Source organism: Candidatus Pelagibacter sp. PS_02, from assembly GCF_059418065.1.
On sequence record NZ_CM182079.1, the window covers coordinates 582,125 to 604,431 of the forward strand.

General features: G+C 27.7%; 23 protein-coding genes and 3 tRNA genes. 18 read left to right on the top strand and 8 right to left on the bottom strand.

Annotated features, from left to right (window positions below; translation table 11 throughout):
• The first annotated feature begins 12 nt into the window (after window positions 1-12).
• Both tgt and AC5SL4_RS02995 read left to right on the top strand, forming a co-directional pair.
• On the top strand, window positions 13-1,125 hold the full coding sequence (tgt, locus tag AC5SL4_RS02990; protein ID WP_494587560.1) for a tRNA guanosine(34) transglycosylase Tgt: 1,113 nt from the start codon (window positions 13-15) through the stop codon (window positions 1,123-1,125).
• Between the two features lie 200 nt (window positions 1,126-1,325).
• Window positions 1,326-1,401: transfer RNA gene (locus AC5SL4_RS02995), tRNA-Lys, on the top strand.
• Window positions 1,402-1,421: 20 nt separating this feature from the next.
• Here AC5SL4_RS02995 and AC5SL4_RS03000 read toward each other — a convergent pair.
• The gene (locus tag AC5SL4_RS03000) at window positions 1,422-2,249 is read right to left on the bottom strand and encodes a M48 family metallopeptidase (RefSeq protein WP_494587561.1); all 828 of its coding nucleotides are present in this window, start codon (window positions 2,247-2,249) and stop codon (window positions 1,422-1,424) included.
• 123 nt (window positions 2,250-2,372) lie between these two features.
• On the opposite strand from AC5SL4_RS03000, the gene AC5SL4_RS03005 reads away from it, so the two are divergent.
• A complete protein-coding gene (locus tag AC5SL4_RS03005; RefSeq protein ID WP_020169412.1) occupies window positions 2,373-2,987 on the top strand; it encodes a DUF502 domain-containing protein in 615 nt (204 codons plus the stop codon).
• Here AC5SL4_RS03005 and AC5SL4_RS03010 read toward each other — a convergent pair.
• On the bottom strand, window positions 2,984-5,035 hold the full coding sequence (locus AC5SL4_RS03010; RefSeq protein WP_494587562.1) for an ATP-dependent DNA helicase RecG: 2,052 nt from the start codon (window positions 5,033-5,035) through the stop codon (window positions 2,984-2,986). The genes AC5SL4_RS03005 and AC5SL4_RS03010 overlap by 4 nt on opposite strands.
• A gap of 24 nt (window positions 5,036-5,059) precedes the next feature.
• Here AC5SL4_RS03010 and AC5SL4_RS03015 point away from each other — a divergent pair, with 24 nt between their 5' ends.
• Window positions 5,060-5,326 (top strand): succinate dehydrogenase assembly factor 2, encoded by a 267-nt coding sequence (locus AC5SL4_RS03015; protein WP_271481469.1) that lies wholly within the window; start codon window positions 5,060-5,062, stop codon window positions 5,324-5,326.
• On the opposite strand, the gene AC5SL4_RS03020 is transcribed toward AC5SL4_RS03015, so the two are convergent.
• Window positions 5,327-5,416: transfer RNA gene (locus AC5SL4_RS03020), tRNA-Ser, on the bottom strand.
• Between the two features lie 92 nt (window positions 5,417-5,508).
• Here AC5SL4_RS03020 and rarD point away from each other — a divergent pair.
• Genes rarD through AC5SL4_RS03065 form a run of 9 tightly spaced genes read left to right on the top strand, consistent with a single transcriptional unit; the run spans window position 5,509 to window position 13,889 of the window.
• Window positions 5,509-6,390 (top strand): EamA family transporter RarD, encoded by an 882-nt coding sequence (gene rarD, locus AC5SL4_RS03025; protein WP_494577367.1) that lies wholly within the window; start codon window positions 5,509-5,511, stop codon window positions 6,388-6,390.
• On the top strand, window positions 6,377-7,378 hold the full coding sequence (locus tag AC5SL4_RS03030; protein WP_494587563.1) for a lytic murein transglycosylase: 1,002 nt from the start codon (window positions 6,377-6,379) through the stop codon (window positions 7,376-7,378). The genes rarD and AC5SL4_RS03030 overlap by 14 nt, the downstream gene beginning before the upstream one ends.
• The gene (locus AC5SL4_RS03035; RefSeq protein ID WP_494587564.1) at window positions 7,368-8,126 is read left to right on the top strand and encodes a hypothetical protein; all 759 of its coding nucleotides are present in this window, start codon (window positions 7,368-7,370) and stop codon (window positions 8,124-8,126) included. Before AC5SL4_RS03030 ends, AC5SL4_RS03035 begins: the two co-directional genes overlap by 11 nt.
• Complete coding sequence (locus AC5SL4_RS03040; RefSeq protein ID WP_494587565.1) at window positions 8,119-9,270, top strand: D-alanyl-D-alanine carboxypeptidase family protein; 1,152 nt, start codon at window positions 8,119-8,121, stop codon at window positions 9,268-9,270. Before AC5SL4_RS03035 ends, AC5SL4_RS03040 begins: the two co-directional genes overlap by 8 nt.
• On the top strand, window positions 9,263-9,874 hold the full coding sequence (gene tmk / locus AC5SL4_RS03045; protein ID WP_494587566.1) for a dTMP kinase: 612 nt from the start codon (window positions 9,263-9,265) through the stop codon (window positions 9,872-9,874). The genes AC5SL4_RS03040 and tmk overlap by 8 nt, the downstream gene beginning before the upstream one ends.
• A gap of 4 nt (window positions 9,875-9,878) precedes the next feature.
• Window positions 9,879-10,811, top strand: coding sequence for a DNA polymerase III delta subunit-related protein (locus tag AC5SL4_RS03050; protein ID WP_494587567.1), 933 nt, complete (start codon window positions 9,879-9,881; stop codon window positions 10,809-10,811).
• Window positions 10,812-12,353, top strand: coding sequence for a methionine--tRNA ligase (metG, locus tag AC5SL4_RS03055; protein WP_494587568.1), 1,542 nt, complete (start codon window positions 10,812-10,814; stop codon window positions 12,351-12,353). It begins immediately after the preceding gene.
• Window positions 12,346-13,110, top strand: coding sequence for a TatD family hydrolase (locus AC5SL4_RS03060; RefSeq protein ID WP_271564272.1), 765 nt, complete (start codon window positions 12,346-12,348; stop codon window positions 13,108-13,110). The genes metG and AC5SL4_RS03060 overlap by 8 nt, the downstream gene beginning before the upstream one ends.
• Window positions 13,110-13,889, top strand: coding sequence for an MBL fold metallo-hydrolase (locus tag AC5SL4_RS03065; RefSeq protein ID WP_494587569.1), 780 nt, complete (start codon window positions 13,110-13,112; stop codon window positions 13,887-13,889). The genes AC5SL4_RS03060 and AC5SL4_RS03065 overlap by 1 nt, the downstream gene beginning before the upstream one ends.
• Here AC5SL4_RS03065 and AC5SL4_RS03070 read toward each other — a convergent pair.
• Genes AC5SL4_RS03070 through AC5SL4_RS03080 form a run of 3 tightly spaced genes read right to left on the bottom strand, consistent with a single transcriptional unit; the run spans window position 13,878 to window position 16,125 of the window.
• A complete protein-coding gene (locus tag AC5SL4_RS03070; protein ID WP_006996916.1) occupies window positions 13,878-14,390 on the bottom strand; it encodes a glutathione peroxidase in 513 nt (170 codons plus the stop codon). The two genes, AC5SL4_RS03065 and AC5SL4_RS03070, sit on opposite strands and share 12 nt — an antisense overlap.
• Before the next feature lie 45 nt (window positions 14,391-14,435).
• On the bottom strand, window positions 14,436-15,608 hold the full coding sequence (gene nhaA / locus AC5SL4_RS03075) for a Na+/H+ antiporter NhaA (RefSeq protein ID WP_018414126.1): 1,173 nt from the start codon (window positions 15,606-15,608) through the stop codon (window positions 14,436-14,438).
• Window positions 15,609-15,612: 4 nt separating this feature from the next.
• Window positions 15,613-16,125: a zinc-ribbon domain-containing protein gene (locus AC5SL4_RS03080; RefSeq protein WP_494587570.1), complete on the bottom strand. Its 513-nt coding sequence runs from the start codon at window positions 16,123-16,125 to the stop codon at window positions 15,613-15,615.
• Window positions 16,126-16,218: 93 nt separating this feature from the next.
• Here AC5SL4_RS03080 and AC5SL4_RS03085 point away from each other — a divergent pair.
• Window positions 16,219-16,295 (top strand) — tRNA-Pro (locus AC5SL4_RS03085).
• 94 nt (window positions 16,296-16,389) lie between these two features.
• Here the strand turns inward: AC5SL4_RS03085 and AC5SL4_RS03090 are convergent.
• Together AC5SL4_RS03090 and AC5SL4_RS03095 are read right to left on the bottom strand one after the other, a co-directional pair.
• Window positions 16,390-17,781: a YcjF family protein gene (locus AC5SL4_RS03090; RefSeq protein WP_494587571.1), complete on the bottom strand. Its 1,392-nt coding sequence runs from the start codon at window positions 17,779-17,781 to the stop codon at window positions 16,390-16,392.
• A 42-nt stretch (window positions 17,782-17,823) separates the two neighbouring features.
• Window positions 17,824-18,144, bottom strand: a complete 321-nt coding sequence (locus tag AC5SL4_RS03095; RefSeq protein WP_494587572.1) for a hypothetical protein — start codon at window positions 18,142-18,144, stop codon at window positions 17,824-17,826.
• Window positions 18,145-18,378: 234 nt separating this feature from the next.
• Between AC5SL4_RS03095 and AC5SL4_RS03100 the strand changes: the two genes are divergently transcribed.
• Genes AC5SL4_RS03100 through recJ form a run of 4 tightly spaced genes read left to right on the top strand, consistent with a single transcriptional unit; the run spans window position 18,379 to window position 22,293 of the window.
• The gene (locus AC5SL4_RS03100; RefSeq protein ID WP_006996913.1) at window positions 18,379-18,660 is read left to right on the top strand and encodes an ETC complex I subunit; all 282 of its coding nucleotides are present in this window, start codon (window positions 18,379-18,381) and stop codon (window positions 18,658-18,660) included.
• Between the two features lie 2 nt (window positions 18,661-18,662).
• Window positions 18,663-19,655: a putative transporter gene (locus AC5SL4_RS03105; RefSeq protein ID WP_006996912.1), complete on the top strand. Its 993-nt coding sequence runs from the start codon at window positions 18,663-18,665 to the stop codon at window positions 19,653-19,655.
• The gene (glpX, locus tag AC5SL4_RS03110; RefSeq protein WP_494587573.1) at window positions 19,655-20,602 is read left to right on the top strand and encodes a class II fructose-bisphosphatase; all 948 of its coding nucleotides are present in this window, start codon (window positions 19,655-19,657) and stop codon (window positions 20,600-20,602) included. Before AC5SL4_RS03105 ends, glpX begins: the two co-directional genes overlap by 1 nt.
• Window positions 20,599-22,293, top strand: a complete 1,695-nt coding sequence (gene recJ / locus AC5SL4_RS03115; RefSeq protein ID WP_494587574.1) for a single-stranded-DNA-specific exonuclease RecJ — start codon at window positions 20,599-20,601, stop codon at window positions 22,291-22,293. The genes glpX and recJ overlap by 4 nt, the downstream gene beginning before the upstream one ends.
• Window positions 22,294-22,307: the final 14 nt, after the last annotated feature.

Here is a 22,307-nt window from a genome sequence, read left to right on the forward strand (position 1 = left end):
TTCACAAATTTCATGACGTTAAAGAATTTCAAATTTAATGTCATAGAGAGCGATAAATTTGCTAGAGTTGGAGTAATCGAAACTCATAGAGGCAATATTCAAACACCTGCTTTTATGCCTGTTGGAACACAAGCTACAGTTAAAGCATGTTTAATTGATGATGTTGTTAAAACTGGGTCTGAAATAATTTTATCAAATACCTATCATTTAATGATCAGACCAGGTGTTGATAGAATTATTTCTGCTGGCGGTCTACATAAATTTATGAATTGCAAACTTCCCATACTTACTGATTCTGGTGGGTTTCAAGTTATGTCTCTTTCTAAATTAAACAAAGTAGACAGAGAAAAGGGTGCAATATTCAACTCTCATGTAGACGGTAAAAAATTTATATTAAGTCCAGAAGAAAGCATAAGAATTCAAAAAGGTTTAGACTCGGATATTGTTATGATTATGGATGAGTGTCCTAAAAAAACTACGGACTACGATGTAATAAATAAATCTATGGAGCTATCAATATACTGGGCCGAAAGGTCTAAAATAGCTTTTGGTTTAAATCCACACAAAGCTTTATTTGGAATAGTCCAGGGTGGTTTATTCGAAGATTTAAGAACTAAATCTCTTAATGAGTTAATTAAAATTGGTTTTGATGGATATGCCATTGGAGGACTTGCTGTAGGAGAAAGTCAAAATGAAATGTTTAGTGTTTTAGATGATTTAAAAAATATTATGCCCGATGATAAACCAAGATATTTAATGGGTGTGGGGACGCCAGCCGATATTCTTGGAGCTGTTAAGAGAGGTGTTGATATGTTTGATTGTGTAATGCCTACGAGATCTGGGAGAACTGGTTTAGCTTTTACATGGAATGGCCGTATAAATATCAAAAATAACAAATATAAAAATGATAATGAACCACTTGATCCAAATTGTTCAAATTTAAATCTTAACAAGTATTCAAAAAACTATTTAAATCACCTCTTCAATACAAATGAAATCTTAGGTTCGACACTTTTAACCCTACATAACATCAACTTTTATCAAGAATTAATGTCTTCTATTAGAGAAAATATTAAAAAAGGTACATTTGATAAATTTCATGATGAATACATTGATAAGTTGTAATTTAAATATTTGCAATTTCCGATGTTATGGAATAAATAATTGTTTTTTGGTAATAAAAATTATTTAAGTTAAATATTTTTTTATTGTTTAAATTTTTAAGTGTAAAGAAATTTAAAAATTTTAAAGAAGACTTCACCAAAAGTTTTTTTTTAAAATTAAATAAAAAAAAACATTTATCTCAACTTTAATAATTTATATGTGGGCCCTTAGCTCAGTTGGTAGAGCAATTCCCTTTTAAGGAATGGGTCGATGGTTCGAGTCCATCAGGGCTCACCACTAAAATAATCTTTTAAATATTAGCTAATTGTAATCGGTGGATAGTCTAAAATGACACTATTTTCCCATTCTGATAAATCTTTTATTCTTTTTGAGGATGATGGGTGGGTGCTCATAAATTGAGGTGGTTCTTTGCCTTTATTTTCTGCCTTCATCCTTTCCCATAACTTTTTAGTTTCCCTTATATCAAAGCCAGATAAAGATGCAAAAATCATTCCCAGGTAATCAGCTTCACTTTCTTGAGTCCTTGAGAAAGGATTCATTATTCCTATTTGTGATAATAAACCTACGGTGTTCATGCCTGTAGCTTGATTGATTTGCCCTAACTTTCCACCTGAAAAAATATCGATCAAAGAAGTTCCAGTTTGTAAAAGTGCACTTCTACTGGCTCTTTCAACCGAATGTTTAGCAACAGCATGTGCAATCTCATGACCCATTATTGAGGCAAGACCGTTTGTATTTTTTGTAACATCAAGTATTCCTGTGTACACAGCTATTTTACCACCTGGCATGCACCAAGCATTTTTTACTTTTTTATTATCTATTAAAATATACTCCCAATCAAAATTAACAGTTGGATCATTTTGACCTGCTCTATAAAAATACTCAGAAATAGCGTCTTCCATTCTTTTTCCAATATCTTTAATTTCATTGAGTGTTTTAGCGTCATCACTCATTTTTTCTTTTTCTTTAACTTTTTCAAAAATTTGAGCTGCCTGAGCATTTAATTTTGATTCAGGTATAATTTTCAATTGTCTTCTGTCTGTTATTGGGGCCGTAGAACAAGCACCGAGCATTAAGCCCGAACATCCACATCCAATATAATTTAAAAATTTTCTTCTATTCATTTTATTAAAATTTTGATAATCATATAAATATATACTTTTATGAATTTAAACAATAAAATCTTGGTTGTGCTTTTTGTTATAGCTGTATCTTTTGTAATTTATTCTAGCTATCATTAAATTTTTATGTCTATTAAGAAGAAAAAATCATTTGCTTTAAGATTAAGAAACTATTTTTTTACAGGTGTAATTGTTTTAATTCCAATTGGTTTTACCCTTTATTTAAGCAAATTTTTAATTAATTTTTCTACTAAATTAGTACCATCAGGTCTAAATCCTAATACTTATCTTCCTTATGCGATACCAGGTATTGAAATAATTTTAACAATTATTTTTATTACAGTTGTTGGTGGTCTTTCTTTAACTTTTATAGGTAAAAAATTTTTACAAATAATTGATGATTTGTTTAAAAGAATGCCAATATTAAGAACAATCTACTCTGCCATTGGACAAATGACAGATTCCTTTCGGGAGCAAGAAGGCAATAAAAAAAGTGTTGTACTAGTTGAGTATCCAAGAAAAGGATCTTGGGCAGTAGGTTTTGCTACGAAAGAAAATTCAGGTGAAATTAAAGCCAAAACAAATATTAACTTAGTTAATGTTTTTGTTCCAACAACTCCTAACCCAACAAGTGGTTTTTTATTAATGATACCAAAAGACGATTTGATCTATTTAGATATGACATTTGAAGAAGCATCAAAATTTATAGTCTCAGCTGGAACCTCTAAGCCTAAAAGCTAAACCATATCATTAATTATATCTGCTTGATCATATAACTTGAGTAAAGCTTTATATTTCTTGATATCAGTATTTTCTAATTCTATCCTTTTGATTTGTTTCTCTGCCATTAAAAATAAATCTTCATTTTGAATGGGGTCTGCTAACCTAAAATTTTTAATTCCACTTTGTTTAAAACCAAGTAAATCACCAAAACCTCTTAACTTCATATCTTCTTCTGAAATTTCAAAACCATCATTAGAGTTTTTTAAAATATTAATTCTTTTTTTAGCATTCACACTTAAATTCGACTTAAACATCAATATACAGCTTGCCTGTTTTGTTCCACGTCCAACTCTTCCTCTTAACTGATGTAGCTGAGATAATCCAAATTTGTTAGCATTTTCTATTATGATTACATTAGCATTAGGAAAGTCAATACCAACTTCTATAATTGTTGTCGAAACTAAAATTGAATATTTTTTATTAAGAAATTTATTTAATATTTCTTCCTTCTCTTCATTTTCAATTTTTCCATGTAGTAGTGCAACTTTATTTGGAAAAATTTCATTAAGAAATTTATATTTCGTAACAGATGATTGGTGATCTAATTTTTTTGATTCCTCTATCAAAGGACACACCCAGAAGATTTGGTTTCCTTCATTTATTTCTTTTTTTACAAAGTTGATAACATCGTCTATTTTACTTTCTAATTTGCTATAAGTTTTAACTTCTTTTCTATTACTTGGTTTTTCTTTAATAATAGAAACATCCATATCACCATAAACTGACATAGTTAGAGTTCTCGGAATTGGTGTCGCTGACATTAAAAGAACATCACAATTATCACCCCCTTTATCTGATAAAAGTTTTCTTTGTCTAACACCAAATTTGTGCTGTTCATCAATTATAATATAACCAAGGTTTGCAAAAATAATTTTTTTTTGAAAAATTGCATGTGTGCCAAATACCATTTGAATTTCATTGTTTTCCAGTTTTTTTATAATTCTCTTTTTTTCACTATTTTCACTCTTACTAGAAAGTAATTCAATTTTGATATCTTTAGGAAATAGTTTTTTTGCTAAAGTATAATGCTGTCTGGCCAATATTTCAGTAGGAGCCATTAATGCAACTTGGAACCCTGAATTAATGACATTCAACGAAGAAATCAATGCAACAATAGTTTTACCACTCCCAACGTCACCTTGCAAAAGTCTAAACATTTTACTTTTAGAATTTAGATCCTTATTAATATCACCTAATGAAATTTTTTGATCATTGGTAAGTGTAAAGTTTAATTTATTAACTATATTCTTATGAGCTTTTTCACTGAAGTTTTTAGAAATTTTTTTAATTTTCTTAATTTTTTTTCGAATTTCTGAATTAACTAAAAAAGATGCTAATATTTCATCATAAGCAAGTCTTTTATAAAAGTCGGATTTATAATTTTCAATATTTTTTGGATCATGTAATTTTATTATAGATTCATTCCAACTTTGATTGTTAAAAATTTTTAGAATATCTTTATCGTGCCACTCTGGTAAAATAGGTAAGTTTTTTAAAATTTGATTAATAATTTTATTATAGGTTTTTTCAGTAATACCTTCTGTTAATGAGTATTTATTATCAATATTTTCAATTAATGAACTGTCTTGTGAAATATATGTTGGATTCGTTATTTGATATCGTCCTTTATAATTGCCTATCTTACCGCTAATTGTCACTTCTTCATTTAGTGGTAAAATTTTTCTTACGTATCCTTCATGACTATTAAAGAATATACAATCAATCTTTCCAGTTTCATCAATACAATTAACTCTATTGGGTAAGTTTCTAACTCTTGGAAATTGATATTTTAATGGAACAATCCTGATAGTTTGGATTACACCTATTTGAAGATCGCAAACTTTACTAACGAGCGTTCTGTCTGTATATGATTTAGGCAGTCTCCACATCAAGTCAAAAATATTATTTACTTTTTTTTTCTTCAAAATTTCCATGGTTTTTTTACCCACACCATTTAATTTGGTTAGATCAGCTAATAAATAATCATAATTATTCTTATTTTTCATATTAGTTGTAATATATTAAATATTATGACCATTAATATAAAGGATTTAAAAAATAAAATAACTTATAGAGCTAACTATAGAGGCACTAAAGAAATGGATAAGTTGTTAGGTTCATTTACTAAAAAATATATTGATCAGTTTAATGAACAAGAGCTAACTCTTTTGTGTGATTTGTTAGACTTAGATGATGAGAATCTTTATAAATTTAATCAAGGTCAAAATCCAACGATTCAAATTGAATTAAACAAAGTTACAGAGATGTTTCAAAACTATAATTATGCAAGTGAATAGTGGCGGAGAGACTGAGATTCGAACTCAGGAAAGAGTTGCCCCTTTGCCGGTTTTCAAGACCGGTGCATTCAACCACTCTGCCATCTCTCCGTTAGCAACGTTTTATTATTATAAATTTTTAATTCAACAATAAAATTGATAAATTAAACAGATAATCATTTAATAGGTATAAATTTATTACTGTGGAAAAGCAAAAATTCAATACAGGTATAGGATTAACTGCACTAGGTTCTTTTTGGTGGGGTGTTATTGGTGTTATTTACTTCAAATATATTTCATTTGCAGGCTCTATAGAGGTAGTGATCCATCGTTGTGTGTGGACATCTGTAGCTTTAATAATAACTACTTTTTATTTTTCTAAATGGGATATTTTTTTTGAAATTATAAAAAATAAAAGAAATATAATTTATTTATTTTTTTCAAGCTTACTAATTTTTATAAATTGGGCAACCTGGATTTATGCAGTGGGTACTGAAAAAATTATCGATGCAAGCTTTGGTTATTTTATTATGCCAATCTTAAGCGTATTCCTGGGATATATCTTTTATGGTGAAAAAATTAATAAAAGAAGAGGTCTTTCCATACTTCTTGTTTTGCTGTCTATTTCATTTCTTTTATTTAAAAGTTTTCATTCGATACCATGGGTTGGAATAATTGTAGCTCTAAGTTGGGGTTTTTATAATCTTCTTAGAAAAAAAGTAAATGTTGATACCGATGTTGGACTTTTAATAGAAAGTCTTTTTATACTACCATTTGCATTATTTGCTTTTTTTTTACTTTTTAAAAATAATTTAAATATTTTTAGTATTAACGAGCCTTCATTGATGTTTATACTAATGTTAGCTGGACCAATGACTGTTATACCTCTATTTCTATATGTAAGAGGTGTTGAGTTGTGTGGCCTTGGACCCACTGGAATGATTTTCTACATAACCCCAACATTTCAATTTTTATTGGGCTTTTTTTATTATGATGAGGCTTTTTCTTTTGATAAATCATTAAGTTTCATTTTAATATGGATTGCTGTAATTATTTATTTAAAAGATTTATATGAACATAATTAAATATTTTATAATTATATTTTTCACATTTATTCACGGAACACTATATGCCAATGAAAAAGAATTTAAGGAGTGGTTGGTTAATTTCAAAGCTTATGCTTTAGAAAAAAAAATCTCAGAAAAGACATTCAATTTAGCAATGTCTGATGTTGTGTTTTTACCTGATGTAATAAAATATGACCGTTTTCAGCCTGAGTTTTATGAAGATACCAAAACTTACATATCCAAAAGAACTTCTAAACAAAAAGTAAGTGCGGGCATTAAACTTTATGAATTAAATAAAGATTTCATAAATTCTGTCGACAATAAATTTTCTGTTGAGAAAGAGTTGCTTTTAGCATTAATGGGAATAGAGACTAATTTTGGAACTTATGTTGGAAAAATGGATATATTATCATCACTTGCAACTTTAAGTTATGATCAACGTAGATCTGATTTCTTTACCAAAGAATTAATTACTATTCTTCAATTAATAGATGAGGGGAAAATAAACCATAACATTTTATATGGGTCATGGGCAGGTGCCTTTGGTTTTTTTCAATTTATGCCATCTACAATAGACAACTATGCAATAGACTATGATAAAAATAACATTATTGAGCTTAAATCAACTAAAGATTCATTTGCATCTGCAGCTAACTACATAAATAAAATAGGATGGAAAAAAAACCAACCTTGTTTCATTAAAGTCAAATTAAAAGAAAATATACCTAACAATATATTAAATGTATCTGCAAAAAAACTTCACAATAAAATTAAATTTAAACTTTTAAAGAAATATATAATTAATGAAGATAGTTTTAATTCTATTAATGAAAATTTGATTGCATCAATAATAACGCCAGACAAAGATATAATACCAGATGCACAAAACTTAGATCCAGCCTACATAGTTTTTGATAATTATGAAAAAATACTACAATGGAATAGATCTTTAAGATTCAGTCTCGCAGTATGCACATTAAAAGAAAAGTTTGAAAATGCTTTATAAAAAACTATTAATTTTATGCTGTTTAATTTTATTAAATAACTGTACAGCAACAACCACAACCAAAAATAAAAATCTTAATTCATTAGAAAATCCATTTATAAATAAAGGATTTAGTCTTATATATAATGATAAACTTTATTATGATAAGGTTATTTCCAAAAAAATTGATGAACGAAGCTTAGTTATTTTTCAAAAAAATTTAAAAAAAAATACAATTGTTAAAATTACTAATATTTTAAATAACAAATCTATTATAGGTACTGTTGGTAGTAATGCTGATTATCCTTTATTTAACAATGCAGTATTATCATTGAGAATAGCAGATGAAATTGGTTTGAATGAAAATGAACCTTATGTAGAGATTTTACAGGTCCTAGAAGATGCAATATTTGTTGCAAAAAGAGCAAAAACATTTGAAGAAGAAAAAAAAGTTGCTAACAAAGCACCAGTTAACAATATTAATATTAGTGATCTTAGCACTAAACAGACAAACACTAAAAATGAATTAAGTAAAAAATTTTCTTATGAAATAAAAATAGCCGATTTTTATTTTAATGATACAGCATCATTGTTAGTTGATAGAATCGTAAAAGAAACCATGATTAAAAATGTCAAAATCAAAAAAATTAATGAAAAAAAATATAGAGTATATGCAGGTCCTTTTAATAACATTAACTCTCTACAAAAATCATTTAATGATATAAGCATACTTGAATTTGAAAATATTGAGATTATTAAAAATGATTAAATTAAGATTTATAACGATTTTATTGACGCTCTTACTAACAACTAATGCTAATGCAGCATTTGATGTAAAGGCTAGAACTGCAATATTACAAGATTATCTTTCTGGTGAAATATTATTTGAAAAAGATGCCGATAAAACAATTTATCCTGCATCAATGACAAAAATTATGACAACCATTATTGCGTTTGATTTAATTAGAAGTGGTGACCTAAGTTTAGATGAAAAATTTTTAGTATCAGAGAATGCCTGGAGACTTTCATCAGCTGGCTATTCTTCAATGTTTATAATGGTTGGTGATGAAGTTAGTGTGGAAAATTTACTTAGGGGAATAATTGTTGCATCTGGTAATGATGCTTGTGTTGCGTTAGCTGAAGGTATAGCTGGAACAGAGGATGAATTTGCAGTGATGATGACAGCGAAAGCCAAAGAAATAGGAATGAATAATACTAATTTTGCTAATTCATCAGGTATTAATGATACTGAAAACCTATCAACTGTAAGAGATATTATGCTTATGTCTAATTATCTTATTAAAGAGTTTCCTGAAGAATATAAGTATTTTGCAGAAAAGGAATTTACTTGGGATAGAACAGGGGGTGATCCCATTACTCAAGGTAATAGAAATCCGTTATTATATAAAAGCCTTGGGGCAGATGGAATTAAAACTGGTTATTTAACTGTTGAAAAATATTCACTGGCATCATCTGTTGAAAGAAATGGAAGACGACTAATAGCTGTAGGTAGTGGCTTCAATACTAAAAATGATAGATCTCGTGAAAGTGCCAAACTTTTAACATGGGGTTTAACTAATTTTGACCTGGTTGAAATTACAAAAGCAAACACACCAATAGAAGACATTGATGTTTGGTTGGGTAAAAAGGATACTGTTAAAACTTATATAAAAAACGATATCTACAAAACTATTCCTAAAGCAAAAAAAAGACTATTGAAGGTATCATTGAATTATAATGGTCCAATTCAAGCACCTATTAAAAAGGATGATATCTTAGGAAAATTAAAGCTAATCTTTGATGGTGAACTTATTGAAGAATATGATCTACTTGCTTATGAAGATGTTAAGAAATTAAATGTTTTTTCAAGGTTAATGAAATCAATTAATTTTTTAATTTGGGGCGATGTCTAAAAAACCAATAATTGTATTTGAAGGTATAGAGGGGACAGGTAAATCTCATCATATTAAAAATGTTGCTGACTACTTAACACGTAAAAGGATTAAATTTATTCAAATTAGAGAACCTGGTGGCAGTACAAATTCAGAAAAAATAAGAAACCTTATTCTTAATAACAAATCTACATTTAATAAAGAAACTGACTTACTACTTTATCTTTCGGCAAGAAGTGAAAATATGGAAATTATAAGAAAAAATTTTGGTAAAAAAATAATATTGATAGATAGGTTTTCAGATTCAACGATTGCCTATCAGCATTATGGTATGGGTGTAAACCTTAAGTTAATACAAAATATTAACGACCATCTTTTAAAAAATATTAAAATTGATTTTACTTTTTTAAATACAGTAAATTTATCAAATATGAAAAAAAGGCTTAAACTAAGAAAAAAGCTTAACAGATATGATAAATTTAACAGTAAATTTTATGAAAAAGTACAAAATGGTTTTATAAAGATATTAAAAAAAAATCCTAAAAAATATATTAGAATAAATTCAAATCTAGATATAGATCTTAATGAAAATATAATATTAAATAAAATTAAAGACTTAATTTAGATTTATGAATTTAAAACCATCTGAAAACACTAAAATTTATGGTATGGAAAATTTTTTTCATGAATTAAGTGGACTATATAAGCACAAAAAATTGCCTAATAAAATTTTACTGTCTGGAAAAAAAGGATTAGGAAAATCAACATTAGCCTATCATTTAATCAACTATATTTTATCCGAAAATGAGGATTATAAATATAATTTAGAAAATTTTTGCATCCATAAGGACAATAAATCTTATAAACTTTTGCAAAATAACTCCCATCCAAATTTCTATTTAATAGATTTATTAACAGAAAAAAAAAGCATTGATGTAGGTCAAATACGTGAAATGATTAGTTACACAAATAAATCAACATTTAATAATATGGCAAGATTTATTTTAATAGATAATGTTGAAAATCTAAATAAGAATTCTGTCAACGCATTACTTAAAATTATTGAAGAACCAAATGAAAATGTTTTTTTTATCTTAATAAATAATAGTGAAAAAAATATACTACCCACACTAAAATCAAGATGTTTAACATTCAAGATTAATTTTACATTTAATGAGTCCTTAAGTATTTCAAATTTAATACTGGATAAAAATGTACTTGATTTTATTAATTATGACTTACTAAGTTTTTATAATTCACCCGGTGAAATTATTAGTTTGTTTAATTTTGCAGAAGAAAAATCTATTAATTTAAAGGATCACACTATTTCAAGTTTTATAAGTTCGATAATAGAAAATAATTACTATAAGAAAAATAAACCTGTCAAAATTTTATTAATAAATTTAATCGAGCTATTCTTTTTGAAAAAATATCTGTTAACAAATTCAAAGGTTACATTAATTAATTTTTATCAAAGATTTATAAAAAAAATTTATAATACGGAAAAATTTAATCTAGACGAAGAAAGTTTATTTTTAGAATTTAAATCAAAATTGTTATAAATGGATAAAAATTACTATATAACTACACCAATTTATTATCCTTCAGCGAGACCCCATATGGGTCATGCATACTCAAGTATTGTTGCTGATTTTTTTGCAAGATTTAAACGTATAGATGGGTTCAATGTTCATTTTTTAACAGGTACGGATGAGCATGGTTTAAAAATACAACGAGCAGCAGAGAGAAAAAAAATTGATCCTCAAACTTTTTGTGATGAAATTAGTCAAACGTTTAGAGATCTTTCAAAAACATTAAATTTATCTAATACTGATTTCATTAGAACTACTGAAGAAAGACACAAAAAAACAGTTCAACATCTGTGGAATGAACTTGAAAAAAATGACGATATTTATTTATCAAAATATTCTGGTTGGTATTCTGTTTCTGACGAAGCTTATTACAGTGATGAAGAAATTATTGTGAAAGAAAACGTTAAAATAGCCATTTCATCTGGTTCTTCGGTTGAATGGATAGAGGAAGAGTCTTATTTTTTTAGATTATCTAAGTGGCAAGATGAACTACTAAAATATTATGAAAAAAATCCAGACTTTATTTCACCAAAATCCAGAAAAAATGAAGTAATTAGTTTTGTAAAAGGTGGGTTAAAAGACTTATCCATAAGCCGTAAAGCATTCTCTTGGGGCATCAAAGTTCCTAATAGTCAAGATCATGTAATTTATGTTTGGCTTGATGCTCTAACCAATTACATAAGTGCTTTAAACTACCCAGATACAAATGATGAGCTGTTTAAAAAATTTTGGCCTGCATCTCTTCATTTAATAGGTAAGGATATATTAAGATTTCATTCTGTTTATTGGCCGGCATTTTTAATGGCTGCAAAAATACCTTTACCTAAGAAAGTATATGGTCATGGCTGGATTTTATCTGGTGATGAAAAGATGTCAAAATCAAAAGGAAATATTCTTGATCCCTTAGATATTATCGAAATTTATGGACTTGATCCATTAAGATATTATTTGATTAAAGAAGTTTCATTTGGAAATGATGGTAATATTTCACAAGATAGATTAGAGGATTGTATCAATAGTGATTTGGCTAATAATTATGGTAATTTATGTCAAAGAGTGACTGCATTTGCTGAGAAGAATTGCTCTTCATTAGTACCAGATAATATAAAATTTAATGATGAAGATTTAGTGATGCTAAATAAATTTACTGATAATTTAGATCTAATACGAACTGAAATTGATAATCAAAATATTAATTATTATATTAATTTCATTGTTAGTGCTTTATTTGAAGCAAATAAGTATTTTAACGATCAAGAACCTTGGAAAAAAAAAGATGATAAACATAGATTGAATACCATTGTCTATACATCTTTAGAAATGATTAGAAAAATTTCATTTATGCTTTATCCAATAATTCCAAGCTCAATAGAAAAAGCCTTAAAGATTTTTGATTTAAATATTGATGCAATTAATTTTGAATCTATCGCAAACAATAACTATCTAATATCTGGAAAACCAATCAACAAAATAGATATTATGTTTAAAAAAATTGAAAAAAAACATGATTGATTCTCATTGTCATTTAGATCATGAACCTTTACTTGAAAATTTAAATGAAGTTATAAAAAGATCTAAAGAAGTCGGAATCTCAAAATTATTAACCATATGCACTACACCTGAAAGTTTTGATAGGATAAAAAAAATTATTATAACCGACCCGATGATTTATGGAACTTTTGGTATTCACCCCCATGAGACTGAGAAAAGTCATTTAATTGATAAAAATTATATAACAAATCAAGTAAATAAAAATGAACGAATTATTGGTATTGGTGAAACAGGCTTAGATTTTTTTTATAATCATAGTAATAAAGAAAGGCAAATTGATAGCTTTAAAGCTCATATAGAGGCTTCTATAGAGCTTAATATGCCTATTATCATACATTCTAGAAATGCAGAGGATGAAACGTATGAAATTTTAAAATCATATAAATCAGAAAAACTTAAAATTTTGATGCACTGTTTTACTGGTTCGTTAAATTTTGCAAATAAATTAATAGAATTAAATGCCTTTTTTTCAGCAAGCGGAATAATTACTTTTAAAAATAGTTTAGAACTTCAGGAAACTTTTAAAAATATTCCCTTAGATAAACTGCTTGTTGAAACAGATAGTCCATTTTTAGCGCCCATACCAATGAGAGGAAAAAAAAATGAACCAAGTTTTATTAAATATACTTTAGAAAAATTATCTATTTTAAAAGAAAAAACTGATCAAGAAATGTCAGATTTAACTACTCAAAATTTTAATAAACTTTTTAATCTATAATGTCTCTTAAATTTGTCATTTTGGGTAGTGGTAGCTCATTGGGCGTACCTAGAGCAGATGGATATTCTGGAGATTGTGATTTAAATAATAAAAAGAATTTTAGAACAAGGTGTTCTGCTCTAATTAAATTTAATGATCAAAATATTTTAATAGATACATCGCCAGATTTAAGATCACAACTTCTAAAAAATGAAATTAAATCTATTAGTAAAGTTTTTTATACCCATCTTCATGCTGACCAGACACATGGTATTAATGACCTTCGACCATTTTTTTTGATAAACAAGAAACAAATTCCAGTCTATGCGGACATTAATACTAAGAAATATCTGCTTTCAACTTTTAAATATTGTTTTAAATCATCCTATGGTTATCCATCAACTTTAAATATTAATAGCCTTAAAAAAAAACATGAATTTATAATTAAAGATAAAAAAATTAAAATTGAATCAATACCTGTTCAACATGGTAAGATTAAAAGTATTTGCTATTTAATTAACAATAAATTAGCCTATGCAAGTGATATTAGCTTATTCTTTAAAAAAGATTTCAAAAAATTAAAAAATTTAGAATATCTAATTATTGATTGTCTGTGGTACCGTAATCATTCAGCTCATTTCAATTTAAATCAGGTTTTAGAAATAGTTAAAATCCTTACTCCTAAAAAAACTATATTAACAAATATGCATAGCGATTTAGATTATGTAAAACTTAAGAAAAAATTACCCAAAAATATTATTCCTGGTTTTGATGGTTTGACTGTTAGTTTAAAGAATTAAATCTATTTGTTTTGTTATCTTATCTGACATTGGTGTAATAAAAGAATTGAACGTGTCCTGTATTTTTCCTTCTTTATTAATTAAAATCTTATGAAAGTTCCACTTAGGAACAGTTGAGTTACCATAATTTTTTTTTGCCCATTTATATAAGTCATGGGCATTATTACCTTTAACATCAGTTTTGTCTGTTATTGGAAAAGTTATATTAAAATTAGTTTCACAAAAATCTTTAATTTCTGAATTAGTGCCTGGTTCTTGCCCACCAAATTGATTTGATGGAACGCCAATTACATAGAAGCCCCTGTCTTTATACTTTTCATAAAGTTCTTGCAGACCTGTATATTGCTTAGTAAATCCACACTTACTAGCAACATTTACTAAAAGTATAGTTTTTCCTTTGTATTGATTTAAATCAATAGTTTCATTATTTATATTTTTTATTGAATGATCAAAAAATAGCTTTTCGTATTTAGCATCAACTTTTTCAAAAAATGTAAACATAGATAGGATTAATAGAATTAATAAATTATTTTTATAAACCATGACTTATTTTTTAGAAGCATACAATAATATAAAATATCCAAATACAGTAGACAGTAAGGATCCAGCAAGAACACCAATTTTTACTCCATCAATATACTGAATATTTTCAGCAAAGGCTAAGTTTCCAACAAATAAACTCATAGTAAAACCAACCCCTGTTAAAATTGAAACTCCATATAAACTTAACCAGCTAGACTTATCTGGCATTTGCGCCACACCAAATTTAACAGCAATGAAAGAAACAACCATAACCCCAACTTGTTTACCCACGAATAACCCCAAAAGAATACCTAATGGAACAGGTTCTAATAATGAAGTTAATGATAGCCCCTCCAAAGATACGCCTGCATTAGCAAATGCAAATATAGGCATTATCATAAAAGCAACGTAAGGACTGATTGCATGTTCTAATTTAATTAATAAAGAGAAATCTTTTTCTTTAATTCTGTGAGGTATGGTTGAAGCTAAAAGAACACCTGCTATAGTTGCATGAATTCCAGACTTATATGTGAAGAACCACATGAAGGCACCAATTATTAAATAGGGAATAAACTTTTTAACACCAAATTTATTTAAAGTAAGTAATAAAATATATGAAATTAAGATTAAACTTAAATAACTTATGCTTAAGTCACCTGAGTAGAAAAAAGCGATGATTAATATTGCACCAAGATCATCGATTATAGCAAGAGCCGTTAAAAAAACTTTTAAAGAAATTGGAACTCTTGAACCAAGTAAGGATAAAATTCCCAATGAAAATGCTATGTCAGTAGCTGATGGAATTGCCCAACCATTCAATGTTTCAGAATTATCAAGGTTTATAAAAACATAGACTAGAGCAGGGACTACCATTCCCCCAACCGCTCCTATAATTGGCAGTAATGCTTTTTTTAAATTAGAAAGCTCACCTTGAATAAACTCTCGTTTTATTTCTAGTGTTACAAAGAAAAAGAAAATTGCCATTAATAAGTCATTAATCCAGTGATGTACGGAAAGTTTTAAACCGAAATCATTAATACCTATAAATAGGTATTGGTTTAATGTATCAAAATATAAATTACTTAAACTAGAATTACTTATTACCAGAGCAATAATTGCTGCAATTAACAATACAAGACCACTTGCTGCTTCTAATTGAAAAAACCATTTAAAAGGCTTTGAAAGATTTTTAATCATAATTTTATATTAAATCTCTAATAAATAATGAGATATCTTTAATACTTTCATACAGATTATAAAGTATAAATTCTATATTTGGGACAATTTTCCCTATAGGATATTTAAACGTGTCCACAATAATTATAAAAGCTACAAATGAGATGATTGATACAACAAAAATATTTAATATTTTAAAATTTTTTTGTTTTTTTGGCTGTGTATTTACTTGTTTGCTTTCACCTTTATTTATCTCAATTTTTTCTTTATTTTTTTCTTCTAAGTTAACTTCTATTTCGTCATTAGACGCATCTGATACACTTTCTACATCAATGATCGGTGAATTATTTTGTTCAAAAATATTAGCATTATCATTAGCAATATCTTCATCAATTGAACTTACTGGGTTTTCAGGAACTACTTTTTTAAAAAACCATTTATGATCACAGCTAGCACACTGCAATAAACGACCCATGTCGGGAATTAAACTCGAGTCTACATCGAATTTTTTATTACAATTATTGCAAGTGATGATCATAAATGATGTATATCTGATTCTTGTAAAAAAGCCTTATTTTTGATGTTCTTTATTCTTTGAAATTATCGATATCTAATGTATTAGTACCTCAATCGGGGCGTAGCGCAGCCTGGTAGCGCATCTGGTTTGGGACCAGAGGGTCGCAGGTTCAAATCCTGCCGCCCCGACCATTGTTTGACAAGTCTATCAACACTTATTTTATCATTAAACAAAACGAGAGGGTAAACGGGAGGGTAAATAAATAATTTTTTTCAATAAATCATTTTATTTTGCAGGTAGTAATAATTTTTCTTTTGTAACTTCAGAAACTCCTAGTACAGAAAGCATTAATTGTGAAATTAAATAAACACCTAATACCTGACCAACCACAGGTACTGTTAAAAGCACCATTAAGGTTATTATTTTTGCAGCTTTCATTCCTGTTATCTTACTTGACAAAAAAATAAATTGTTTTTTTGAAATATCATTATTTTTGAACCTTTTGAACAAATTATATACAGCAAATGATGAAGCAATAATTGTTAGAGGAGGAGCTAATATAAAAATTTTAGATATTAAAGCTTCATCCATTTGTATTAATTTATTTAGAAAATCATCTACTTCAATTGATATTTCTTGATCATTAATTCCTGTGCTTTCAAATCCAAGTTTTGTAGCCATTTCTTCATTAACTCTTAAACTAGATTCTGAACCTGGATATTTTTCTATCCAATCATAAACCACTTGTGAATTCATAGTCGTTTTTAATTGAACCCATTCTTGAACACCGGTTAACTTATCTACATTTAAAACATCAAATTTAGGGTAACTAGTATTGTCTGGCATGAATGCAAAAATAGTGTCACCATCTTCATTTTCTTCTTTAATATATTTAAGCTCATGAGCAATACCTTTAATATTATTTGCTGCACCCATTAGTGATTCCGAACCTTTTGCTGCTGTTTGTTTGGCAAATTCAATAGCACTTTCTAAATCTGTTATTCTATTAGCTGATCTAATCATTGCCTCCAAAATGATAATTTCTTCTTCTGTAACAACTTTTTCACCATTCCTTAATTTTGATAAAACTGAAATTACACCAAGTTCATCTATATTCTTTTGCACAAACTTTTTGGCAGATGGTTTGTAATTATCCATCTGTTCTCTAACCTCTTGAGTTCTTTTTTTTATCTCATCTTTACTAAAATTTTTTTTTGCATCTTTTTTTGCTTGTTTAAAAAAGTTTTTTAAATCATCTTTAGTTAAAGTTTTACCCTGTGTTTTTGATATAAAATAAAAATTCATAACTTTTCCAATTGAATAGGTTAAAACAAACACCAATGGTATGGTCATGAATCCACCAATAAAAGGCAAACCCAACTTATATAAACCTATTGCTGTTTGTTGAGCCAAAAAGGATAACCCTAATAATCCTATAATTTCTTTATAAATTTCTGACATTGAAAATTTATATCCTCTAGCTTCAGCTATTAATGTTCCCATATATAATTGTATTGGTGTTAGAACAAATATATCTGCAAATGGTATTGGTTGAACAGCTGTTGCTGCACAAACAGTTGAAAATACCATAAGTAATTTTTCAACTTTTTTATCAGGAGAGATGTTTGATGAGTTAATTCCTGTCGTATTGTCTTTTATGAACTTTAAAGGATCCATTAAAAAACTTATCACAAAGATTGGGTTTACAGGAGGGTTATATTATTTCTTATTCTTATTTTTCAAATATTTTTCGTTTCTAAGTTTTAATTTAGTTAATTCTAGCTCATCAGCTAATTTTGCCCCTTCAATAATAGCCTTTTCTACATCTATTTTAATATTTAAAAGCATTTTTTCAGATACAGGGGGTAGGGTAAGTACATCTCCAGCAGTTAAATCTTCATCAATAATCCAAACTCTAGCTTTTGGATCCCAACGAACAAAAGCAACTCCACCATCTACTGTACTAGCAGAAGCTACAGCGTCTCCTCCGTCATTTCTAGGAGCTGACAATAGTTCAATTGGTTTTTTCAACTCAATCATAATAATAAATTAATATACATTACAAAAAAATTGTTTCTATAAATCAAATTATAAAACGAGAGGATTTTCGGAGGGTAAATGATACTTCAATCTGATATATCACTTGCTAAACAACATTAATTTTATGGTGAAAATGTCAATTTTTCTAATTCTATTTCTAGATGAATTGGTATAAACACTTAAGAAATCGAGGTTGTAGTCTATAGGTTCAAATCCTGCCGCCCCGACCATTTTATGAAAAAAGCAAAGATTTATATACCCACTAAAAATTCAATGCAGTCTGGTTTAGGTAAATCAGACAAATGGTTAATTGAATTTGAAACTGAAGATACAGGAATTAATCCTTTAATGGGTTGGGAAACTAACTCTAATACTCTTTCAGAATTAAATTTAGAATTTTCTTCTAAAGAATTAGCAATAGAATATGCAAAAAAAAATAAAATTGACTTTGAAATCATTGAACCTCAAAAAAGAAAAACTGTTAAAAAATCTTACGCAGATAATTTTTTAAAATAATAATGTTTAAATTTTTCACTCAAAAAGAATGGCGATTATGGTCATGGGTTGGTTCATTTATTATTCTTTCATCGCTTTGGGTTCAGGTACAAATTGATGTTAGAATAAATGAATGGTTTGGTCAGTTCTATGACATGATACAAAAAGCCTTAGCAGCCCCGAACTCAATCACAATTGGAGAGTACTGGGCAAGTTTGTTATCATTTATTACATTAGCAGGTATTTATGTGGCTTTAGCTACAGTTGTTGCTTTCTTTACCTCACATTATTTATTTAGATGGAGAACTGCAATGATTGATTGGTATCACAGTGTCTATGATAAGGCTCGAACTATTGAAGGGGCTTCACAAAGGGTTCAGGAAGACACAATAAAGTTTTCAAGAATTATGGAAGGACTTGGTACAAGTTTTATAGAAGCAATAATGATGCTTGTTGAGTTCACCCCTATATTATTTGGTTTAAGTGTTGGAATACCTATTCTATTTTTTGGGGATTGGAATTATGGTTTGGTTACAGGTGCATTTATATGGACTGTAGGTGGAACTCTTTTTTTAATAATATTAGGTTCAATTTTAAGATTAGTTGGTGTTGAGTATGACCTCCAAAAGAATGAGGCTTCTTATAGAAAATTACTTGTTATAGCTGAAGATGATATAACAGTAAGACCAAAGAACTTAGATGAATTATTTAATGATGTAAGAAAAATTCATTTTAAGTCTTACTTAAGATATTTTTATTTTAATCTAGGTCGTATAACTTATCTTCAAGCTAATGTTCTTTCAGCTTATGTTTTTTTGGCTCCAGCAATAGTTGCTGGTGTTGTGACATTAGGTGTAATGCAGCAAATCATAAGAGCTTTTGGAAGAGTAGAGGGGTCCATGCAATATATTTTTAGATCATGGCCTACAATCATAGAGTTAGCCAGTGTTTATAAAAGATTAAAAGAATTTGAATCTAAAATTAATACCACTGAATCAATTACTCAAAAAGATTAATGGCTATTGATAAAAAATATGTTGATCAAATTGTAAAAGTTTCTGAAAAAGCAGCACTAGCCTCTTCTTATTTGGTTGGAAAAAAAGACAAGATTGCAGCAGATCAAGCAGCTGTTGACGCTATGCGATCAGAATTAAATAAAATAGATATGAATGCTGAAGTTGTTATTGGTGAAGGTTCACTCGATGAGGCACCCATGCTTTATACAGGTGAAAAACTTGGAAATAAAAATGGACCCTATTTTGATATTGCTGTTGATCCTTTAGAGGGTACAAATTTTGCAGCAAATAATTTACCTGGTGCAACTTCTGTTATTGCCATTGCAGAAAAAGGAAATCTTTTTAATGCGCCAGAAACGTATATGGATAAAATTGCAACAGGACCAATTGAAAAAGGATTGGTTGATTTAGATTTTTCATTAAAAAAAAATGTAACAAATCTTGCGGACTTTCTAAACAAAGATATTTCATCACTAACAGCCTGTGTAATGGATAGACCAAGACACAAAAAAATAATTGATGAATTAAAGCAACTAAATATAAATATTAAATTAATTACTGACGGTGATGTTCTTGGAGCATTGTATGTGACAAATCCAAAATATAATGTTGATATATTTTTGGGTATTGGCGGCGGTCCAGAAGGAGTGTTAGCGGCATCAGCCCTTGATGCTTTTGACTGCCATTTTCAAGGGAGATTTATATTTGATAACGATAAAGATATTAAAGACGCAAACAATATGGGTATAACTGATTTAAACAAAAAATACGAATTAAATGAAATTATAAGAGGAGACTCTATATTCTGCTCCACAGGAATCACTACAAATGAGATGTTAGCTGGTGTAGAAATTAAAAATAACAAATATACAACCGAAACATTAGTTACACATAAAAGTTTAAAATTTACAAAAATCTTAAAGAGAACAAATCTTATTTCAGAATGATTTCTGTCTCAGGTAAGAAGTGGGAACAAAAAAAAATTAATCAAAACATTGTTGATAAATTAAAACAAGAATATAATTTTAATGAATTTTTATCTAGATTAATTATTTCAAGAAAATTTGATAATGATGAAATAGCAACAATCAATGCAGATTTAGATTTAAACAACGTTTTTTTAAATAATAAAGATTTCAGTCAATCTATTAACCTTGTTGTAAATTCTATCAATAATAATGAAAAAATATGCATTTTAGGCGATTATGACGTTGATGGCTCTGCAGCTACATCTTTATTTGTTAAATTTTTTGAGGGTATAAATCATCCATTTTTTTATTATATACCTGATAGAGAAAAAGATGGTTATGGAGCTACCAAAAAACTATTCAAAAAACTGATCTTAAAAAACCCTAAATTAATTATTATGGTAGATTGTGGCTCAACATCTAATGATGCAATAGATTTCTTAAATGAGAATGAAATAAAATCTTTAATCATTGATCATCACGAAATTAATAAGCCTTTTCCAAATGCAAATTCAATTATAAACCCAAAAAAGGATAATGGTTATAGAGAGTACGATTATTTGTGTGCAACAACACTTACATATTTTTTTTTAGATTTACTGATTAAAAAAATCAAAAGTGAAATAAATATATCGGATTATTTAATATATGTTTTATTGGCTACAGTATGTGATGTTATGCCTTTAAGAAAACTTAATAGATTAATTGCATTAAAGACTCTTAAAAATTTTGATATAACGAAAAATTTACCAATAGGTACTTTATTCGATTTAAATGAAAAAAAAAATAGAATTAATATTAATGATTTAGGTTACTTAATTGGTCCTATATTGAATGCTGGTGGTAGATTGGGAAAGTCTCAATATGCAACAGAATTATTATCTTCTAATAATGATCTAGTTATAAATGATAGATCAAAATCCCTAATTAAACTAAATGACAAAAGAAAAAAAATTGAAAACTTAATATTAGAAGAAATTGACTTTAAAAAGATTGAAAAAGAAAATAAGGATGTAATAATTTATTATAATCCAAATATTAACGAAGGTTTAATAGGAATTATTGCAGCAAGATTAAAAGATTACTTTAACAAACCTTCTATTGTTATTACTGCTTCTAATGAATTATTAAAAGGATCTGTAAGATCAGTTTATAATTACAATATTGGAAGAGTAATTAAAAATTCACTAGACCAAAAATTAATTTTAAATGGTGGTGGTCATAATATGGCAGCAGGATTTACATTGAATAGAGACAGCCTAAAGGCTTTTGAAAATTATATTTTAGAGGATTTTGTTAAATCAAATACTGTAACTAATAATATATTTTCATATGAATCTGAAATTTCATCATTAGCATTTAATGAAGATTTCTATGATAATATTAAGAAATTAGAACCCTTCGGTACTGGAAACCCAGTACCAACTTTTTTATTAAGACGTTTAAAAATAATTAAACCCATGGTATTAAACAAAAAGCACATTTCTTTAAATCTAAAATCAAAAACTGGATTTTCAATTAAATCAATATCGTTTAATTCTATAAATACTAAGCTTGGTGAATATTTAATGAATTATAAAAATAAAATTGATGTCATAGGTCAAATCAATGAAAATATATGGAATAATAAAAAATCTAATCAATTAACTATAAAGGACCTAATCTTATAGTTTATTGGGCTTGA